We start from the raw sequence: 17,228 nt of genomic DNA, 5'->3' as shown, positions 1-17,228 counted from the left end.
ACCTCACGGGTGCGGCTGGCCGCACCTCGCCCGCGCCGGACGACGACGGGCCCGTCGAGGCGCAGGACACCAGGTGCGTGCCGGCGGCGGCGAACGAGTCCCGGTAGGGCCGCTCCTGCTGCACCGACGGGTGCTGCTCGTCCACCCCAGCCCGCCGCTCGTCCGATCGGGCGTGATCCAGGGCTGACGCAGGATGCCGTTGGTCCGCGAGAGCCCCAGTTCACCCGACACGGACCGTCCTCTGCTCGACGGAGATGCGCCCACCGTGGTCTGCGCCACAGGGTGGTCGTCGCGCGGTCGGCTCACGGCGGCGATGACCGACGGGTACCACGGCCGTCCCCGGACCCGCCCGGTGGTGCACGGCTGTCATGAGACGCGGCGAGGACCACCGGGTCCTCCGGCCCACGGGGCCGCCGGCGCCCGGTGGTCGACGTCGAGGAGGCGGCCGGGGTCCGTCCCGGTGGCCCGCTGGACTCCCGGCGTGCCCCGGGGCACCCTCCCCCCATGACCGCGGGCCCGCCAACTCCCGCCGGGCCGGCGGAGGTCGCTGCGGCGCCGGACCGCACCGGGCGGCGCGTCGTCGCGCTGTTCGGGCCCTACCGGCGGCGGGTCGCCGTGGTGGCGGTGACCATCCTGCTGTCCTCGCTGCTGGGCATCGCGCTGCCGTTCCTGACCCAGGCCATCTTCGACCGGGCCCTGTTCCCCCGGACGGCCGAGGGCTCCGTCGGCCAGCCGCGGATCGGGCTCCTGCTGGTCCTGGTGGCCGCGAGCATCGGCGTCACGCTGCTGACCGCGCTGCTGGGGGTGGCCCAGACCTGGCTGGCCACCCGGCTGGGCAACGCGGTCATGCGCGACCTGCGCGACCGGCTGTTCGCGCACCTGCAGCGGATGGAGCTGGCCTTCTTCACCAGCACCCGGACCGGCGAGATCCAGAGCCGGCTGGGCAACGACGTCGCCGGGGTGCAGTCGGTGGTCACCGACACCGCCAGCTCCATCCTGGGCAACACGGTGACCGTGGTCAGCGCGCTGGTGGCGATGCTGGTGCTGTCCTGGCGGCTGACGCTGGTCGCGGTGGTGCTGCTGCCGGCCTTCGTGCTGCTGCAGATCCGGGTCGGCCGGGTGCGGCGCCGGGTCGCCGGCGCCACCCAGCGCTCGGTCGCCGACATGACCGCCATCACGCAGGAGACGCTGTCGGTGAGCGGGGTGCTGCTCGCGAAGGTCTTCGACCGGCAGCAGACCGAGGTGGAGCGGTACTCCGCCGAGAACGCGCGGCAGGCCGAGCTGCAGGTGCGGCAGACCATGACCGGGCAGTCCTTCTTCGCCACCGTGCAGGCGTTCTTCGGGCTCACCCCGGCCCTGGTGTACCTGGTGGCCGGGCTGTCGATCGGCGGGGTCTTCCTCGCCGGCGGGGCCGACACGCTCACGGCGGGGACGATCGTGGCGTTCACGACGCTGCAGACCCGGCTGCTGTTCCCGGTCGTGCAGCTGCTCCGCGTCGGGGTGGACGTGCAGACCTCGCTGGCGCTGTTCGAGCGCATCTTCGAGTACCTGGACCTGCAGCCGGCCATCGTCGAGCGGCCCGGCGCGCTGGACCTCGCCGAGCGGGACGTGGCCGGGCACGTGCGGTTCGAGGACGTGCGCTTCCGCTACGACAGCGGCGACCGCGCCGGCGCCGACGGCACCCAGCCGTGGACCCTCGACGGCGTCAGCCTCGACGTCCCGGCCGGGTCGCTGGTGGCCTTCGTGGGCCCCAGCGGTGCCGGGAAGACCACCGCGGCCTACCTGGTGCCCCGGCTGTACGACGTCGACGCCGGCCGGGTCACCCTCGACGGCCACGACGTCCGCGACCTCACCCGGGCGTCGCTGGCGCGGGCGATCGGCGTCGTGACCCAGGAGTCCTACCTCTTCCACGCCTCGGTGCGGGACAACCTGCGGTACGGCCGTCCCGACGCCACCGACGCGCAGATCGAGGCGGCGGCGCGCGCCGCCAACATCCACGACCGGATCGAGCGGCTGGCCGACGGCTACGGCACGACGGTGGGCGAGCGCGGGTACCGGCTGTCGGGCGGGGAGAAGCAGCGGCTGGCCATCGCGCGGGTGCTGCTGGCCGACCCCCGGGTGCTGATCCTCGACGAGGCCACCTCGGCCCTCGACACCGCCAGCGAGCGGCTGGTGCAGCAGGCGCTGGAGCAGGCGATGCGCGGCCGGACGACGATCGCCATCGCCCACCGGCTGTCCACCGTGCTCGCCGCCGACGCGATCTTCGTGTTCGACCGCGGCCGGGTGGTGGAGCGCGGCGCGCACGCCGAGCTCATGGCGCAGGGCGGCCTGTACGCCCGGCTCTACGCCGAGCAGTTCGGCGGGGGCACCGTCGAGGCGCGCTGCGAGGACGGCGTGGTCTTCGCCGACGGCGACGTCGTCCGGCACGCCCCGACGCGCGAGGACGCCCCTCCCCGCGACCGGGGCGGCCCGCACCGGCCGCTGCGGCCGGTGATCCCCGCCTAGCGACACCCGGACGGGCCGCGCGGGGGCCGGCGTCGTCGGAACACCGGCCCGGCCGAGGCGGTTGCGGGGGCATGCGGATCGGGTTCATCGGAGCGGGCAACATCGGCAGCACGCTGGCCCGGCTGTCCGTCGGCGCCGGACACCACGTCGTGCTGAGCAACTCACGCGGACCGGACACCCTGGCCGACCTCGTCGCCCGGCTGGGGCCCGCGGCGTCGGCGGCCACCCCGGCCGAGGCCGCCGCGGGCAGCGACCTGGTCGTGGTGACCATCCCCCTGGGCGCCTACCGGGACGTGCCCGCCGCCGAGCTCGCCGGCGCGGTCGTCGCCGACACGACCAACCACTACCCGGACCGCGACGGCCGGATCGCCGGGCTGGACGACGGCACGACGACCTCCAGCGAGCTGCTCGCCCGGCACCTGCCGGGGGCCCGCCTGGTCAAGGCCTTCAACACCATCTGGTCCGAGCACCTGGCCACCCACGGGCAGCCGGCCGGCAGCCCCGGTCGCCGGGCCCTGCCCGTCGCCGGGGACGACGCGGCCGCCAAGGCCGTGGTCGCCGGCCTGATCGACGAGGTCGGCTTCGACGTCGTGGACGCCGGCCCGCTGACCGAGGGACGCCGCTTCGAGCCGGGGACGCCCGCGTACGACGTGCGCCTGGACGCCGGCCAGCTGCGCCGGGCACTGGCCGACGCGGACCGATGAGATCGTCCGCGGCCACCGGTCACAGCTGCTGGACCGGGCCGTGGGATCGGGAGGACGCATGCGGGCGATCGTCGTGCACATGATGCTGTCGCTGGACGGCTACTTCGAGGGGCCGGACCACGACCTGAGCTGGCACCTCGTCGACGAGGAGCTGCACGCGCACTTCAACGAGCAGCTCGCGGCCAACAGCGCCTTCCTGGAGGGCCGGGTCACCTACGAGCTCATGGAGGCGTTCTGGCCGACCGCCGACCAGGACCCCGACGCCCCGCCGACCATGCGCGAGTTCGCCGGCATCTGGCGGGCGGTGCCCAAGGTCGTGTTCTCCCGCACGCTGCGGGCGGTCGGCCCCAACGCCTCGCTGCGTGCGGAGGTGGACCCCGACGAGGTCCGCGCGTGGCAGCAGCAGCCCGGCGGGGACATGACGCTCGGCGGGGCCGACCTGGCCGGGACGTTCCGCCGGCTGGACCTGGTCGACGAGTACCGGCTCTACGTCAACCCGGTCGTCGTCGGCCGCGGTCGGCGGCTGTTCGAGACCGCCGACCAGCCGACCCACCTGGAGCTGGTGGAGAACCGGCGGTTCGGCAACGGTGTGGTCCTGCTGCGCTACGCCGTCCGACGGCCCCGGCCGCCTTCCTCTCCGGTCCGCGTCACCACTGGTGACGTCCACGGAGGGGCGCCCGGCAGCCGGAGGGCGCCGTGACCGCGGCGGACACCGGGTCCGCCGGCCGCCGCCGGCCCGGGGACGGACGCGCCATGGCTCCGTGACACCCGGTCCTGACCGTCACCCTGGTCGACGGGCTCGCCCGTGGCCGGGGGGACGGACGTGACGATCGGCGGTGACACCGACCGATGCGCACGCCCGGTCCCGGTCTGGTGCACCGGTTCCGGGGGATCGCGAGCGTCGACGTCCTCGTGCCGGTCACGGGCTACCGGGTGCGGCCGGCAGTGGCCGGGCGGGAGCGACTCAGTCCACCGGGGGCGGCGCGTCCAGCAGCGCCACCCGTCCCCCTTCGGCCGCGATCCACGTCTCGAGGGAACGGACGGCGCGCAGGCCGGCGGCGTCGGCGGCCTGCACCCCGCCCAGGTCGAGGACGATCCATCCGCTCCCGCTGCGACGCAGGGCCTCGACGGTGCTGCTGAGCACGTCGGCGGCCCGGCGGTCGAGGTGGCCGCTGGCGCGGATGGCGCCGGTCCGCCGGTCGATGGCCTCGGTGAACGCCGCCCGTCCGGGCGTCGGCTCCCGACCGCTCGGCGCCTCGGTGGGTCGCTCCTCGATGGGTCGTCGGCCCTCCCGGCCGGGGTGTCCGCCATGTCGAGCCCTCCGTCGCCAGCTCAGGTCCGGCCGCGTCTCGGCCAGGTGCCCCGCTCCCGCCGTGGCCCCGATCCTCCCCGGTTCCGAGGAGCCGACGGTCCTCGTCACCGGACCGTCACAGGGCTCCGGCACCGCGCAACGGACACGCTCGGCCCGTCCCGGAGTTCGAGGGCTCGGCGCTGCGCGACTGCCCGACAAGGGTGACCGGCGGTCGACATCGCCGGGCGTGCGTCCGGGACAGCCGGTGCGACCGGCGAGCAGGTGGGGGTCAGGCCGACAGCAGCGTGGTCAACGTCGCAGCGCTCCGTCGGCGGCAACCGCTGCGACCGCGTTCGGGACCCCGCCGAGGTCCGCGGTGCCCTGCCACGTGCGGGCGGCGTCGGTGTCATGGACGTCACCGGGTCCGTCACTCCGGTCACCGCCGCCGCCGGAGCGGCGCCTGGCCGCAGCCTGGTCAGCCACCTGCCGTGGCATGCCCGCGCGGGGGTCGGCAGGCTGCAGGCATGACGCCCGGAACCGACCTGACCGATCCGCAGACCGCCGCCGCGGGAAGCGAGGTGGACGGCAGCGAGTACGACGTGGTCGTGGTGGGGGCCGGCCCCGCCGGGGTGGCGGCTGCCCTGCGCGCCGCCGAGCTGGGCGCCTCGGTCGCCGTCGTGGAGGCCGAGCGCGTCGGCGGCACCTGCGTCAACACCGGGTGCGTGCCTGTCCGCGTGCTGGCCCGCACCGCCCGACTGCTGCGCGACATCCGCTCAGCGGGTGACTACGGGGTGCAGGTGGGCGACCCGGAGCTGGTGTGGGCGCGCACCGTGGCGCGGGTGCGCGGGGTGGTCGAGGACGTGCACGCGGCCAAGGACCTCACCGGGCAGCTGGCCGCCGCCGGGGTGGTGCTGCACGTGGAGGGCCGCGCCTCGTTCACCGGCCGGCACGAGATCCGCCTGGCCGGCAGCGGGCGGAGGGTGCGGGGACGCTCGTTCGTGCTCGCGGTGGGCGGGCACTCCCGCGTCCTCGGGGTGCCCGGCACCGAGCTGACCACGGTGCCCGAGCACGTCGTCGACCTGCCGGACCTGCCGGCCTCGGTCGCCATCGTGGGCAGCGGCTACACCGGCGCCCAGCTGGTGACGGTCTTCTCCGCGTTCGGGTCGCGGGTCACCGTGCTCGAGGTCGCGCCGCGCGTGCTGCCCTCGGCCGACGAGGACGTCTCCGCGGCCGTTGCCGCCGCGTTCACCCACGACGGGGTCGACGTGCGGGTGGGCATCGGCGGGCTGCAGTCGGTCGAGGAGCTCGTCGGCGGGCGCCGGCGGGTCGTGTTCACCGGCGCCGATGGCGGCGCTGAGCACGTCGACGTCGACGCAGTCGTCGTCTGCGCCGGGTGGCCCGCGGCACTGGAGGGCCTGGGGCTCGAGACGGTGGGTGTCAGCGCCACCCGGGCCGCGATCGGGACCGACCAGCACCAGCGCACCGACCTCGAGCACGTCTGGGTGGCCGGGGACGCCGACGGCCGGGCGGGGCTGGTGCAGGCCGGCGTCGTCGACGGGGTGGTGGCCGGGACCAACGCCGTCCTCGGGCCGACGACGACCGCTCGGCACGAGGTGCTGCCCTCCGGCGGCTTCACCGACCCCGACTACGGCCAGGTCGGGCTCACCGAGCGCGCCGCGCGTGAGCGCCACCCCGACTGCCTCGTGGCGACGGTGCCCTACGCGCAGTTGGAGCGCGCCGTCATAGACCGGCGCACGACCGGCTTCCTCAAGCTGGTCACCACCGCGGACGCCGGTCGGCTGCTCGGCGCGCACGCCGTGGGCGAGGAGGCACTGGAGGTGGTGCAGGTGGTGGCCGCGGCGATGCGCGCCGATGCCGGCGCTGAGGTGCTCGCGACGACCGAGTTCGCCTACCCCACCTACACCGCGGTGGTCGGCCTGGCGGCCCAGGCACTGCTGGCCGCCGTCGGCCGCGCCGCACCGGACGGCGCCCCGGCCATCGGGACGGCGTCCTGAGCGGTCGGCCGTCCAGCGCCGACCGGGTCTGGCCGGCCGAGCTGTCCGCGTCGGATCGCTCCGTCCACACCCGCCAGGTCCACACGTCCACCTGCGATCTGCACGTGATCGGCACGCAGACCCGCCCGTCTCCACTGGCGGATCTGACCGTCCGTGAGATGACCGTCGGCGGTGTCGAACGGTCCCTGACCGCCGTTGCTCGGAGCAGCGGAAAGGGTGCGGCGATGACCCGGATCGTCGTGCGTGGGGTGCTGGACCTGGCGACCGAGCATGACGCCATCCCGGCCGACCCGGTGCGCTCGGCTGGGCCGATCAGCGTCCGCACCACGAGGAGCGGCACCCGCGACACCGAACGTGCCTTCACGCCCAGGCAGCGGGACGCCGTGGTGGCCTTCGCCGACGCGGACATGAAGGCTCGGCGACGCGACCTGCCCGACCTCGTGGCCACGCTGGCGGGGACGGGGTCTCGGATCGCGGGGGCCTGCGCGCTGCGCGGGTCCTCGGTGCACCTGGCCGGCCCGTCGGCTCGGGAGATCGCCAACTACCCGGGGCACGCCCGAGCGAGCACGACCCAGGACGTCTCCATGTGCCGTCACACCGTGTCCGAGCGGGCCGCCGAGATGCTGACCCTGGGGCGGCAACAGGAAGGAGACCGGGGGTCACCGGGGGATGGAGTCCCTGGTCACTGAACGGCGAAGGCCCTTGACCGGCGAACACGCTGATCGAGGACCTCGTCTCGCTCCCCCGATCGGACTCGAACCAACAACCCTGCGATTGACCGGTTCCGCCCGACCGCTGATGACCCCTGGCAGCCGCTACAGGCTCCTCAGCAGGCACGTCGGTGCCGGATGGGGGACGGCGAACCCATCCACGACCACAGTCCTGATCAGGTCGTGAGTCATCTGGTGGAGCCGTGATCGGTCGGCCGTGGCATGGGGGTCTCGGGGACGGGTCAGGCAGGCTGGTCGGCGGTCTGGTCGAGGAGCTCGACCCGATCGCCGAGGGAGACCTCGCCCGGCTGCTCGACAGTGGCGTACATGCCGAGGATGACCGCGCCGTTGTCGGGGAGGTGCGCGACCGGGGTGGTCAGGTCGGCGGCCAGCTCGCCGCGGTACCGCACGATCGCCTTCAGCGTGTTGAAGTCCACCTCCCCGGTGTCGGGGCTCTCGTTGGTGACCACGCAGCGCGGCACCGGACCGACCACCCGCACGACGGCCCCGCCGATCCGCACCTGCCGGCCGGCCCAGGTGTCCTCCTCGTGCACGGCGCAGCCGTCCACCTCGACCAGCATCCGGAACCGGCGGTGGTCCAGCCGCCCGCCGTCCGGGGTGACGCTGCGCAGGTGGTCGAGGGTGGCGGTGGAGATCAGCGTGACCGGGTGCACGTCGACGGCGTCACCGGGGCGGTCCACCGCGACCAGCCGGACCTCCTCCCCGAGGTATCCGGTGAGCGCGGCCGACCACGGCCCCTCCACCACGTGGCCGTCGACGTCGCGCCCGTAGAAGTCGGTGCGCACCGCCTCCCCGAGGTCGGTGGCCCGGCCCTCGACGGGTGGGCGGTCCGGGAACCGCAGCCGCAGGTGCGCGCCGTCCGGGTCGAACTCGGCGGTGAGCCGCACGAGCGGGCCGAGCTGCTTGCCGTTGCGCAGCCGGCCCTGCGCGTCGACGAGGTGGAACCGCCGGTTGTCCAGCACTCCGTTGTCGGTGACCGTCACGGTCGGCGGATGGTGCAGGGCGGTGCCCTTGACCGGGGTGGTGGACAGGCGGGAGACGAGCGGCATGGCACTCCGTCCGGCAGGCACTGGGTGTCTGGACCGTAGCCGGGGTCCGGCGCCCGTGCCTGCCGCTCAGTGCCGGTGGGCGCCGGCGCCGGGCAGTCGCCGTCCCGACGGCGGACCGGTGACCACCGGCTCACCGGTGCGCGCCCGGTCCACCCGCGCCCGGTCCGCTCGGTTCGCGTCGCGCAGCACCCCCTTCGGCCGGGAGCCGACCCCCACGCCGTAGTGGCGCTGGGCAGCCTGGTCACAGGTCGGGCACGGCGCCGTCGACGGGGCGTCGCGCATGTCGCGGCGCAGGTCGAAGGGGCCGCACCCGGGGCAGCGGAACTCGTACAGCGGCAACGCGGTGCTCCTCTCGGGGGTGGGGCAGCAGGGACGGTGGTGCGGGGCGGGCCGGGCCCACCCCGCACCACCGTCCTCAGTCGGCCGTCAGGTCCCGGCCGCCGCCGGCGCCGCCGGGCAGGATGTTCCGGTCGAAGATCGACAGCGGGATGCTGATCGAGACCGCGCTGTTGGGGATGTCCACCACGCCGCCGATCCGGCCGTCGACCGGCGCCGCCCCCAGGAACAGGTAGGCCTGCTCGAAGGTCCAGCCCATCGCCGGCATCAGGAAGTTGATGGCGTTGAGGCAGGCCTGGCGGTAGGCGACGGTCGCGTTCATGTAGTAGTTGCGGCCGTCCTCCACGCTGATCCCCTCGAAGGTGAGGAACTCCGAGTAGTTCGGGCCGACCCGGCCGGGCTTGAAGAACGGCATCGACTGCTTGTAGCGGTCCATGCCGCCCTTGATCAGGTCGAAGTGCAGGTCGATGAACCCGGGCATCTCGATGGCCCCGCAGAAGGTGATCTCGCCGTCGCCCTGGGCGAAGTGCAGGTCGCCGATCGAGAACAGGCCACCGGTCACGAAGACCGGCATGTAGACCCGGCTGCCGACTCCGAGGTCCTTGATGTCGACGTTGCCGCCGTGCTCCCGCGGCGGGATGGTGCGGCAGGCCTCGGCCGCCGCCCGCTCGAGGTCGGCGCCGCTCAAGGTCCCGAGCAGCGCGTCCTTCGGCAGCGGGGGCAGGGCCAGCGCCGGGACCTGCGGGGCGCCGGGTGTCTCGCCGCCGTGCGCGGGGATGTCACCGGTGACCCGGTCCGGGTTCTGGTCGATCAGCGCCTGTTCCCGGCGGTTCCACTCGGCGAGCAGGTCCGGCGACGGCGCACAGCCGAACAGGCCCGGGTGGGAGTTGCCGATGAACCGCACGCCGGGGACGTGCCGGCTGCTGGTCCAGATGCCGTCGAGGTCCCAGATCGCCTTGGACGCCTGCGGGGAGTGGTCGGTGAGGAAGCCGCCGCCGTTCTCCTTGGCGAAGATCCCGGTGTAGCCCCACTCCTGTTCCTGGAAGGGGCCGATGTCGACGATGTCGACCACCAGCAGGTCACCCGGTTCCGCGCCCTCGATCGCGAACGGCCCGCTCAGCACGTGGCAGGGGTCGATGTTCATGTCGCGGATGTCGTCGGCGTCGTCGGTGTTGCGGACCTGGTCGTCGGTCCAGTCCTTGCACTCGATCCGGTAGGTCGAGCCGGGGGCGACGGTGTTGGCCGGCGGGATGTCGGGGTGCCAGCGGTTGTGGCCGGGCACCGTCTGGTCGCGCATCGGCACGCTCAGGTCACGGTTGATCTCGAAGATGACGTCGGGCACGGGAACTCCTCAGGTCGGTGCGAACGGGATGGACGGACGGTCCTGCTCAGAAGCTCGACGTGGGAACGCCCATGCCGGGGTCGACCCGGGCCGGCCCGGACGCCGAGGGGGTGACGTCGACGTCGAAGATCCCGGTCGGGATGTAGACGGTGGAGCAGGAGTTCGGGATGTCGACCACCCCGGACAGCCGGCCCTCGATCGGCGCGGCGCCGAGGATCATGTACGCCTGCTCGGGGGACCAGCCGAACTTCGTCAGGTAGTCGATCGCGTGCAGGCAGGCCCGCTGGTAGGACAGGTGCGAGTCCAGGTAGCGCTGCTCGTCGTCCAGCGTCACCGAGGTGCCGGAGAAGGCCAGCCACCGCTCGTAGCGGGGGTCCACGTTGCCGGGCATGAAGATGGCGTTCTCGCTCACGCCGTAGGTCTCCATGCCGCCCTTGATCAGGTCGACGTGCAGGTCGATGAAGCCGCCCATCTCGATGGCCCCGCAGAAGGTGATCTCCCCGTCGCCCTGGGAGAAGTGCAGGTCGCCCATCGACAGCTTCGCGCCGGGCACGAACACCGGGTAGAAGACCCGGCTGCCCTTGGTCAGGTTCTTGATGTCCTGGTTGCCGCCGTTCTCCCGCGGGGGAGCGGTGCGCGCTGCCTCGCCGGCGACGCGGTCGTACTCGGCGCCCTCCAGCCCGCCCAGGATGGCGTCCTGCGGCAGCGGCGGCAGGGCCAGCGGTGGCACCCGGTCGGGGTCGGTGGCGATCAGGGCGCCCTCGCGGCGGTTCCAGCGGGCCAGCAGCTCCGCGGAGGGCGCGGTGCCCATCAGGCCCGGGTGCACGATGCCGGTGAAGGAGACGCCCGGGACGTGCCGGGACGTCGCCGTCTGCCCGGCGAAGTCCCAGATCACCTTGTACGCGTCCGGGAACTGCTCGGTGAGGAAACCACCACCGTTCTGCGTGGCGAAGATCCCCGTGTACCCCCAGCCCTGCCCGGCGAGCGGGCCGGAGTCCTCCTGGGGGATCGGCCCCACGTCGAGGATGTCGACGATCAGCAGGTCGCCGGGCTCGGCGCCCTCCACGGCGAAGGGCCCGCTGAGCACGTGCACCGTGGACAGCGGCGCGTCCCGGACGTCGTCGGCGGAGTCGTCGTTGTGGATGGCCCCGTCGAACCACTCGCGGCAGTGCACCCGGAAGCTGTCCCCGGGACGGACGGTGACCTGGGCCGGGATGTCGGGGTGCCACCGGTTGTGGCCGAGGTACTGCTGCTCGGTGAACTTCTTGCTGGAGTCGAGGGGGAACACGAGTTCGGGCACGGGCTGGCCTCCTGGTCCTGGGAGCGGAACGGTGGGACGGCTGCTCGGTCGGCGGGTCACCTCCTCCGGTCGGCCGGCTGGGACGGGCCAGCGGCGTGCGCGGCGGTCCCGCCCTCGCGTAGTTCGGGCGCCGGGGCGTCGGGTGCCGGGGCTCGCCGGTCGCGGAACCTCGGGAAGAGGGCCAGGGACAGCAGCAGGACGACGGCGAGCACGATCGCCGACGTCATCACGTTGTCCTGCCACACGCCGGTCAGCAGCAGGAACGCGGGGACGGCGCAGGTCACCACCCCGGCCACGACGGCCACTAGACCGGTGAACCGGGTGAGCTCCTCCCGCTTGAGCCCGAGCACGAGGAAGAACAGCGCCCACAGCACCGCCCAGTACAGCCAGATGACACCGAAGGCCGGGTCGTCGAGCCGGCCGAAGTTCAGCCCCGCGAAGACCACCGCGCAGCCCGCCACGAAGGCGGAGAACCAGCCGAGCCCGGTGCCGTCCAGGCCGTAGATGAGGTTCAGGCCGACGTACAGGTAGGTGAAGCCGAACAGGTAGAGGCCGGAGGCGCCGAGGACCACATCTGGGTCGCCTCCCGAGGTGACGATCAAGTAGGTCGGCGTGAACACCTGCAGCGCGCCGACGAAGAAGTTCAGCGGCGCGGCCGCCCGGGCGTCCACCCGGCCAAGCAGCATCAGGCCGTTGACGATCAGGACCGCTCCGACGTACAGCAGACCGACGCTGGCCATGTCGGTCACTCCCCTCTGTGAGTGGGTCGGGTTCCCCGTGGACCTGCGGAGCGCCCCGCCGTCAGGGGCGGGGAAGCCGGCTCAGGGCCGGATTGCGCAGCACGTCGGCTCGCCGGCCGGGGCCCCGCCCCGGCGGCGGCGGCGGCGGCGAGGAGACGACGTCGGGTTCGTCCCGGGTGCGCTCCGTGCGCTCGACGAGAGCGCGCCGCACCGGGGAGCCGAAGGACAGGCGGGGTGCGGTGAACACCCGCGCGGCGGACGTCCCACAGGCCGGGCACTCGACCGCGGCCGGGGCGGCGCCCATCGCGCAGCGGGTCTCGGTCGTGCCGTGGTCGGGGCAGCGGTACAGGTAGACGGCGATGTCGGACCTCCGGGTGCACCGGCGGAGGGCCACTCGGCCCCTCGGGCCAGGCGGACATTCGTCCCGTCCAACGGAGGCGATCAAGGCGCTGGAGCCCGCACAGGCCGCGGTCCCGGCGCGGCGCGGCGCGCCGTGACGCACCGGATGGAGCCTCCCGAGTATCTCGCGGCGATGTCGAACGTGTGTCCCGCGTGTTTCGCGACACGCCGATCGCAGCGCCCGCTCGCCCGGACACGGCCTGGCAGCGACGGTGAGCGGAGTCCACCACTGTCGAGTTCGTCTGCGCGTCGACATGGCGTGTCAGCCATCGCCGAGGAACTGACCCCCTGACGGCTGGTGGGGGCGGGTCGCTGCGCTGCTTCACGCCGTCCGAGCCGCACCGCTACTGCTGTCCGGGTCGCCGGCCGATCGACGACCGCGCTGCGCTGGCCGGGATCGTGTTCGTCCTGAAAGCCGGCATCGCCTGGAACCAGCTGCCCAGCTCCCTGGTCGGCTGCTCGGAGGTGACCTGCTGGCGGCGGCTGCGGGACTGGAGCGAAGCCGGCGTCTGGCCAGTCCTGCACGAGCTGCTGCTCGCCGAGCTGCGCGGCGCCGGGGCGCTGGACCCGGACTGTTGCGCGGTCGACGGTTCCCACGTGCGCGCGCTCAAAGGGGGCCACGTCGTCCCGTCCCCGGTCGACCGCGGCCGGCCGCGTTCCGAGCACCACCTGATCTGCGACGCCGGCGGCATCCCGGCGCCAGCTGCGCGCCCGTCTCATCACCGCGCGGATCGCCCGCCGCGGTGTTGCCCACGGCTCCGGCCTGGGCCGCCAGCGCTGGGTGGTCGAGCGCGGCTTCACCTGGCTGCACGCCCTCAAGCGACTAGGGCCTGTCCTGGCGATCTTCCGTCCGCGTAATTCAGGCTTGAGTGATGGTTGGCCGACACGAGCTCACCGACGCGTCCTGGGCCCGCATCCAGCCGTTGCTGCCGGTGACCGGTGGTCAGGGCGGGCGGTGGCGGGATCACCGGCAGGTGATCAACGGCATCCTGTGGCATGCCCACACCGGTGTGCCCTGGCGGGACCTGCCCCAGCGCTACGGGCCCTGGAAGACCGTGCATGAACGGCTGCGGAAGTGGACCGCCGATGGCACCTGGGAACGCATCCTGGAGCACGTGGTCGTCAAGGACGACGCCGTCGGCGCGGTCGAGTGGACGATCAGCGTGGACTCCTCCAACGTCCGGGCCCACCAGCACGCCGCTGGCGCCCGGAAAAAGGGGGCTGCAGCGCTGCGGTCGAGGCCCTCGCCGTCGACGGGGAGGCGCTGGGGCGCTCCCGCGGCGGGCTGACTTTCAAGGTGCACCTGGCCGTCGACGGCCGCGGTCGGCCGCTGTTGGTGCGGTTGACTCCCGGGCAGGCCGGAGACAACCCCCAGCTGCTGCCCCTGCTGGATGACATCCGAGTGCCTCGGGTCGGAGCGGGCCGACCCCGCAAGCGCCCCGATCAGCTGATCGCGGACAAGGTCTACTCCCACCCCTCGACCCGTCGGGCGCTGCGCCGCCGCGGCATCGGGCACACCATTCCGGAGAAGCGCGACCAGCAGGCGCGCCGGCGAGGCCTCGGCTCGGCCGGTGGACGACCACCGAACTTCGACCGTGACCGCTACAAGCAGCGCAACGTCGTGGAACGCTGCTTCAACCGGCTCAAGCAGTTCCGCGCCCTGGCCACCCGCTACGCCAAGCGCGCTGCCTTCTACCGCGCGATCCTGCTGCTGGTCAGCGCCGTGCTCTGGCTCAGCACATGATCCGCGGGACAGGCCCTAGTTGCCCGATCCGCTCCGCCGGGTCAGCCATACGGTGTCCAGGCATTAGTTACCGAAGCCTCTAGGTACTTCCTGTCACCAGGGAGTACCTATGGGGGATGGCGGGGAGGCAAGACACGCAACGTGTGAGGATCCGCCCCACGACAGTGGGACATACCAGATGGCGCACCTCGAAGAGGGGAGCAGGACAGGCGCCCTCCCTTGCAGAGAACGGAGAAGCGGTTTCGGAGGCAGCCGAGGTCATCCAGGAGCCCATCTCAGTTCGAGCAGCGGTTGGATTCTTCGCAGGACAAGTGGGTGGCTTGACAGCTTTGGCGTACTACGTCGGGTACGTCCAGACGGGCGCGACATTGCGATACTTTGGCGTACCGTCGTCACTAGTTGAGTTCTCGACAGCCCAGTACGTTGTTCGGGCCGCCGGGTCCGCGCTCTCCCCTATCATGCTGGCGGGCTTCCTGACGGCCATCTTCGCCCTCATTCATCCTCAACTCGTCGGTGCGCTACAGAAGAAGAGCCCTCTCATCCGGCGACGGATCCTGGGGACTATTACGTGGATTGGGCTCTGCCAAGCAGGGACTGCTGCTGCGCTAGCCTTCGGCGTTGCGGGTTACGTGCCAAACCCTGCCGTATTTTGGCTACTCTTGGCCGCCGGTCTTGCGGTGAGCTTCTACGGCTTGGCTCTGCGTGCCCGAACCTACACCGGGCGGCACGATAGCTTCGGACCTGTCGCCCAATTGGCTGTGGTCGCACTCATCTTGGGGGCCCTATTCGGGGGCCTTTCAATCTACCTTCAGGAGCGCGGTACTAAGGTCGCGCGGGCCGTGTCCCTCAGCCTGGAGTCCCAACCCTACGTTCGCGTCCTCAGTGCAAGCCCACTCAGCGTCAGCGGGCCGGGAATCACTGAGATCCAGCTATCGGGGGAAGAGGGGGCCTATCAATACGGGTACGAAGGACTGGTTTTCTTGATCAGGTCGGAGGATCGCCACTTCCTGCTTCCGCGTGAATGGGCGCCCGGAGCGCCCGTTATCGTACTGGTGGAACAGGAGGGTATCCGATTCGAGTACTACCGGGCCCCTGGCTGGTAGTTGCAAATGGCTTCCGCGCGGGTGTTTAGCCTACGTCATCTGCGCCTGCTTGCGCCGCACCAACCCGCCGCAGCCGGACGGTCTCCTGCAACAGCTCGACCCGGTTTAGTCGGCGGACGACCGCCCAACCTCCACCGGCCAAGCGCCAGTCGTACGGGAACTCCACCACGCCGTCCTTGTGCCGGGCGCCTGCTCCGCAGAGCCTCCAGCATGGCCCGGCAACCGTGCACGGCAGTCAGGCCGCGCAAGAGTCGCAGTCCTGCCACGAGCCTGGTTGCCACAACGCCATCGTGCGCAGGGCCGGCCTCGTCCGCGGACAGGGCTAGGCCCCGTGGCGGGCCGTGGCCAGCGTCCGGCGCAGCCGGGACGGGTGAAAGTCCCATACAGGCTCGCCGTCACGGTGGAGCGCCGAGCGCAAGATGCCCGGCACAACTACCACGAGGTCTTGAGTTCGCCCCTCAACCGACATACGGCTCATCGTGGATTCGGCTACGTCACCATGCGGGGCCACCCTTACCAAGCTGGCTCTGCCGACACCTGGTCCCTGCTGACGATCGTCGCCCGCAAGTGAGCGGCTGCGCATGTTCCCGACCGTGGCCGACCTGCCGCCTGCCGCGTTGACCAAGGCCGCAGCCCGCTCGACCGGCTTACCGGCGGCCGGGCCGGGCTTGGGCGCCGAGGCATTCTGGGACGCCGTCGCGGCGTTGGGCGGTGCCAGGCATCAGCGGGTCTCGTGCGGCACTGGCCAACGCATTCAACCCCGCTCTAATCACGGTGGCCGCGGCCGCCTTCCCGGGTCAGCGGCTCGTTGCCGCCCGGATCGATGGCGTCCTCATCGCGTCGGTCGTCGTCTTGGTCGTCCCCAGGGGTGGGCTGCGCCCCCATCCAAACACCGGCTTCGCCACCGGCCACCCCAGGGGCGGCGCAACCCGTGGACCATGGACGAGTCGCGTTGGACGCGTCACTGGTGCCAGGGAAGATGGGAGGCATGGCCCTGGACGAAGGGACGGCGACCCGGCTGCGAAGCGCCCTGGCCCGCGTTGATCTTGATGCGATCTACTACGCGTTGACTCTGACCGCGACAGACGATGGCCACATCCGCTGGGCAAGCCAAACGATATATGTGGGCCCAGGCGCAAAGCCCTATTGGGAGTTGAGGGTCTCCGCTCCGGTCAACGCGCTTAGCATGCGCAGAGCATGGGGAGACGTCGGCCAGACGTCGATTGTAGTCGCTGACCTCGGAACACTTTCGTTCTTCCTGCGCGCCGGAGGCAATGCTCATGTTGAGGAGTCCATCGCTCGAGGACGATTTCCGAGACTCTTCGAGCCCGTCGAGTGTGCGCCAAGCTGGTGGGGTGTCCGCTCGATGGCAGATGTGCAACCGAAAGCTCTACGGCATGCGCCTACTCCAAAACTTCGCATGGATGTGTTGAGGCGAGACGACTACCGCTGCAGAGCCTGTGGCCGGCGGTCTGCCGATTACGTCGGCCTTGAGCTGCACGTGCACCATATCTGGCCGCACGGCAAAGGGGGCTGACTGAGCCGGGCAACCTGATAACCCCATGCCACACTTGTCACAGAGGACTAGATCCACATCTGGAGCTCGGGCTATTCGAGATGATCCCAGGAGGCATCCCCAAGCCGGAGGTGGATGTCGAGGGGGAGGCTGTCGAGTACAGGCGAGGAGTCGCGAACTACAGGGCTTGGGTGAAGAGTCACGTGGATCGAATCGCTTTGCGCATCGGCTGAGAGGTGCGCAATCCGCAGGAAGCCGGTGTGTGCTGAACGGTCTCGTGACGATGAGTCCCGGGGCCTTCTCACAACCAGAGGAAACCTGCCATCCGAGGTGTCGTCATACGGCGAATGGAATAGGGCGTATCTGGCGCTGACCCCAAACGTGGGCCAGTCTGGAACGGCGTACCGGACGGCCGATCCTCCGCTGCGGCTAGCGAGGACTTCGTCCCATGCG

General features: G+C 72.0%; 12 protein-coding genes and 2 pseudogenes. 7 read left to right on the top strand and 7 right to left on the bottom strand.

Features of this window, described 5'->3' with window-relative positions; all coding sequences use genetic code 11:
* Positions 1-504 precede the first annotated feature (504 nt).
* The 3 genes from CHB98_RS18970 to CHB98_RS18960 all read left to right on the top strand — a co-directional run bounded on the left by CHB98_RS18970 (position 505) and on the right by CHB98_RS18960 (position 3,909).
* The gene (locus CHB98_RS18970; RefSeq protein ID WP_089307148.1) at positions 505-2,505 is read left to right on the top strand and encodes an ABC transporter ATP-binding protein; all 2,001 of its coding nucleotides are present in this window, start codon (positions 505-507) and stop codon (positions 2,503-2,505) included.
* 71 nt (positions 2,506-2,576) lie between these two features.
* On the top strand, positions 2,577-3,209 hold the full coding sequence (locus CHB98_RS18965; protein WP_089307147.1) for an NADPH-dependent F420 reductase: 633 nt from the start codon (positions 2,577-2,579) through the stop codon (positions 3,207-3,209).
* Positions 3,210-3,267: 58 nt separating this feature from the next.
* Entirely contained in the window at positions 3,268-3,909 is a 642-nt protein-coding gene (locus CHB98_RS18960) for a dihydrofolate reductase family protein (RefSeq protein WP_089307146.1), read from the top strand.
* 264 nt (positions 3,910-4,173) lie between these two features.
* On the opposite strand, the gene CHB98_RS22830 is transcribed toward CHB98_RS18960, so the two are convergent.
* Positions 4,174-4,629 (bottom strand): STAS domain-containing protein, encoded by a 456-nt coding sequence (locus CHB98_RS22830; RefSeq protein WP_089307145.1) that lies wholly within the window; start codon positions 4,627-4,629, stop codon positions 4,174-4,176.
* A gap of 395 nt (positions 4,630-5,024) precedes the next feature.
* Here CHB98_RS22830 and CHB98_RS18950 point away from each other — a divergent pair, with 395 nt between their 5' ends.
* The gene (locus CHB98_RS18950; protein WP_089307144.1) at positions 5,025-6,515 is read left to right on the top strand and encodes a dihydrolipoyl dehydrogenase family protein; all 1,491 of its coding nucleotides are present in this window, start codon (positions 5,025-5,027) and stop codon (positions 6,513-6,515) included.
* Between the two features lie 104 nt (positions 6,516-6,619).
* The gene (locus tag CHB98_RS21845; protein ID WP_089307143.1) at positions 6,620-7,204 is read left to right on the top strand and encodes a hypothetical protein; all 585 of its coding nucleotides are present in this window, start codon (positions 6,620-6,622) and stop codon (positions 7,202-7,204) included.
* Positions 7,205-7,467: 263 nt separating this feature from the next.
* On the opposite strand, the gene CHB98_RS18940 is transcribed toward CHB98_RS21845, so the two are convergent.
* The 6 genes from CHB98_RS18940 to CHB98_RS18915 form a co-directional block, all read right to left on the bottom strand.
* Positions 7,468-8,295 carry an MOSC domain-containing protein gene (locus CHB98_RS18940; RefSeq protein WP_089307142.1) on the bottom strand — a complete coding sequence of 276 codons (828 nt, stop codon included), beginning with the start codon at positions 8,293-8,295 and terminating at the stop codon, positions 7,468-7,470.
* A 66-nt stretch (positions 8,296-8,361) separates the two neighbouring features.
* Positions 8,362-8,634, bottom strand: a complete 273-nt coding sequence (locus CHB98_RS18935) for an FmdB family zinc ribbon protein (RefSeq protein ID WP_089307141.1) — start codon at positions 8,632-8,634, stop codon at positions 8,362-8,364.
* 76 nt (positions 8,635-8,710) lie between these two features.
* Positions 8,711-9,973, bottom strand: coding sequence for a formamidase (gene fmdA / locus CHB98_RS18930; RefSeq protein WP_089307140.1), 1,263 nt, complete (start codon positions 9,971-9,973; stop codon positions 8,711-8,713).
* Positions 9,974-10,019: 46 nt separating this feature from the next.
* Positions 10,020-11,273 carry a formamidase gene (gene fmdA / locus CHB98_RS18925; protein ID WP_089307139.1) on the bottom strand — a complete coding sequence of 418 codons (1,254 nt, stop codon included), beginning with the start codon at positions 11,271-11,273 and terminating at the stop codon, positions 10,020-10,022.
* Positions 11,274-11,329: 56 nt separating this feature from the next.
* Entirely contained in the window at positions 11,330-12,013 is a 684-nt protein-coding gene (locus tag CHB98_RS18920; protein WP_089307198.1) for an AmiS/UreI family transporter, read from the bottom strand.
* Positions 12,014-12,074: 61 nt separating this feature from the next.
* Positions 12,075-12,407 carry an FmdB family zinc ribbon protein gene (locus tag CHB98_RS18915; protein ID WP_245821414.1) on the bottom strand — a complete coding sequence of 111 codons (333 nt, stop codon included), beginning with the start codon at positions 12,405-12,407 and terminating at the stop codon, positions 12,075-12,077.
* A gap of 322 nt (positions 12,408-12,729) precedes the next feature.
* Here CHB98_RS18915 and CHB98_RS18910 point away from each other — a divergent pair.
* Together CHB98_RS18910 and CHB98_RS18905 are read left to right on the top strand one after the other, a co-directional pair.
* Positions 12,730-13,238, top strand: a pseudogene (locus CHB98_RS18910) (transposase); the annotation flags it as partial.
* Between the two features lie 46 nt (positions 13,239-13,284).
* A pseudogene (locus tag CHB98_RS18905) lies at positions 13,285-14,156 on the top strand (IS5 family transposase).
* Positions 14,157-17,228 lie beyond the last annotated feature (3,072 nt).

The sequence above is a fragment of the Geodermatophilus pulveris genome, assembly GCF_900188375.1.
Classification (GTDB): Bacteria; Actinomycetota; Actinomycetes; order Mycobacteriales; family Geodermatophilaceae; genus Geodermatophilus; species Geodermatophilus pulveris.
Note: the sequence above shows the minus strand (reverse complement) of the source record. Positions and strands in the feature narration are given on the sequence as shown.

Coding starts and splice junctions, on each gene's coding strand:
- CHB98_RS18970 (WP_089307148.1), top strand. CDS start 505: ATGACCGCGGGCCCGCCAACTCCCGCCGGGCCGGCGGAGGTCGCTGCG.
- CHB98_RS18965 (WP_089307147.1), top strand. CDS start 2,577: ATGCGGATCGGGTTCATCGGAGCGGGCAACATCGGCAGCACGCTGGCC.
- CHB98_RS18960 (WP_089307146.1), top strand. CDS start 3,268: ATGCGGGCGATCGTCGTGCACATGATGCTGTCGCTGGACGGCTACTTC.
- CHB98_RS18950 (WP_089307144.1), top strand. CDS start 5,025: ATGACGCCCGGAACCGACCTGACCGATCCGCAGACCGCCGCCGCGGGA.
- CHB98_RS18940 (WP_089307142.1), bottom strand. CDS start 8,295: ATGCCGCTCGTCTCCCGCCTGTCCACCACCCCGGTCAAGGGCACCGCC.
- CHB98_RS18920 (WP_089307198.1), bottom strand. CDS start 12,013: ATGGCCAGCGTCGGTCTGCTGTACGTCGGAGCGGTCCTGATCGTCAAC.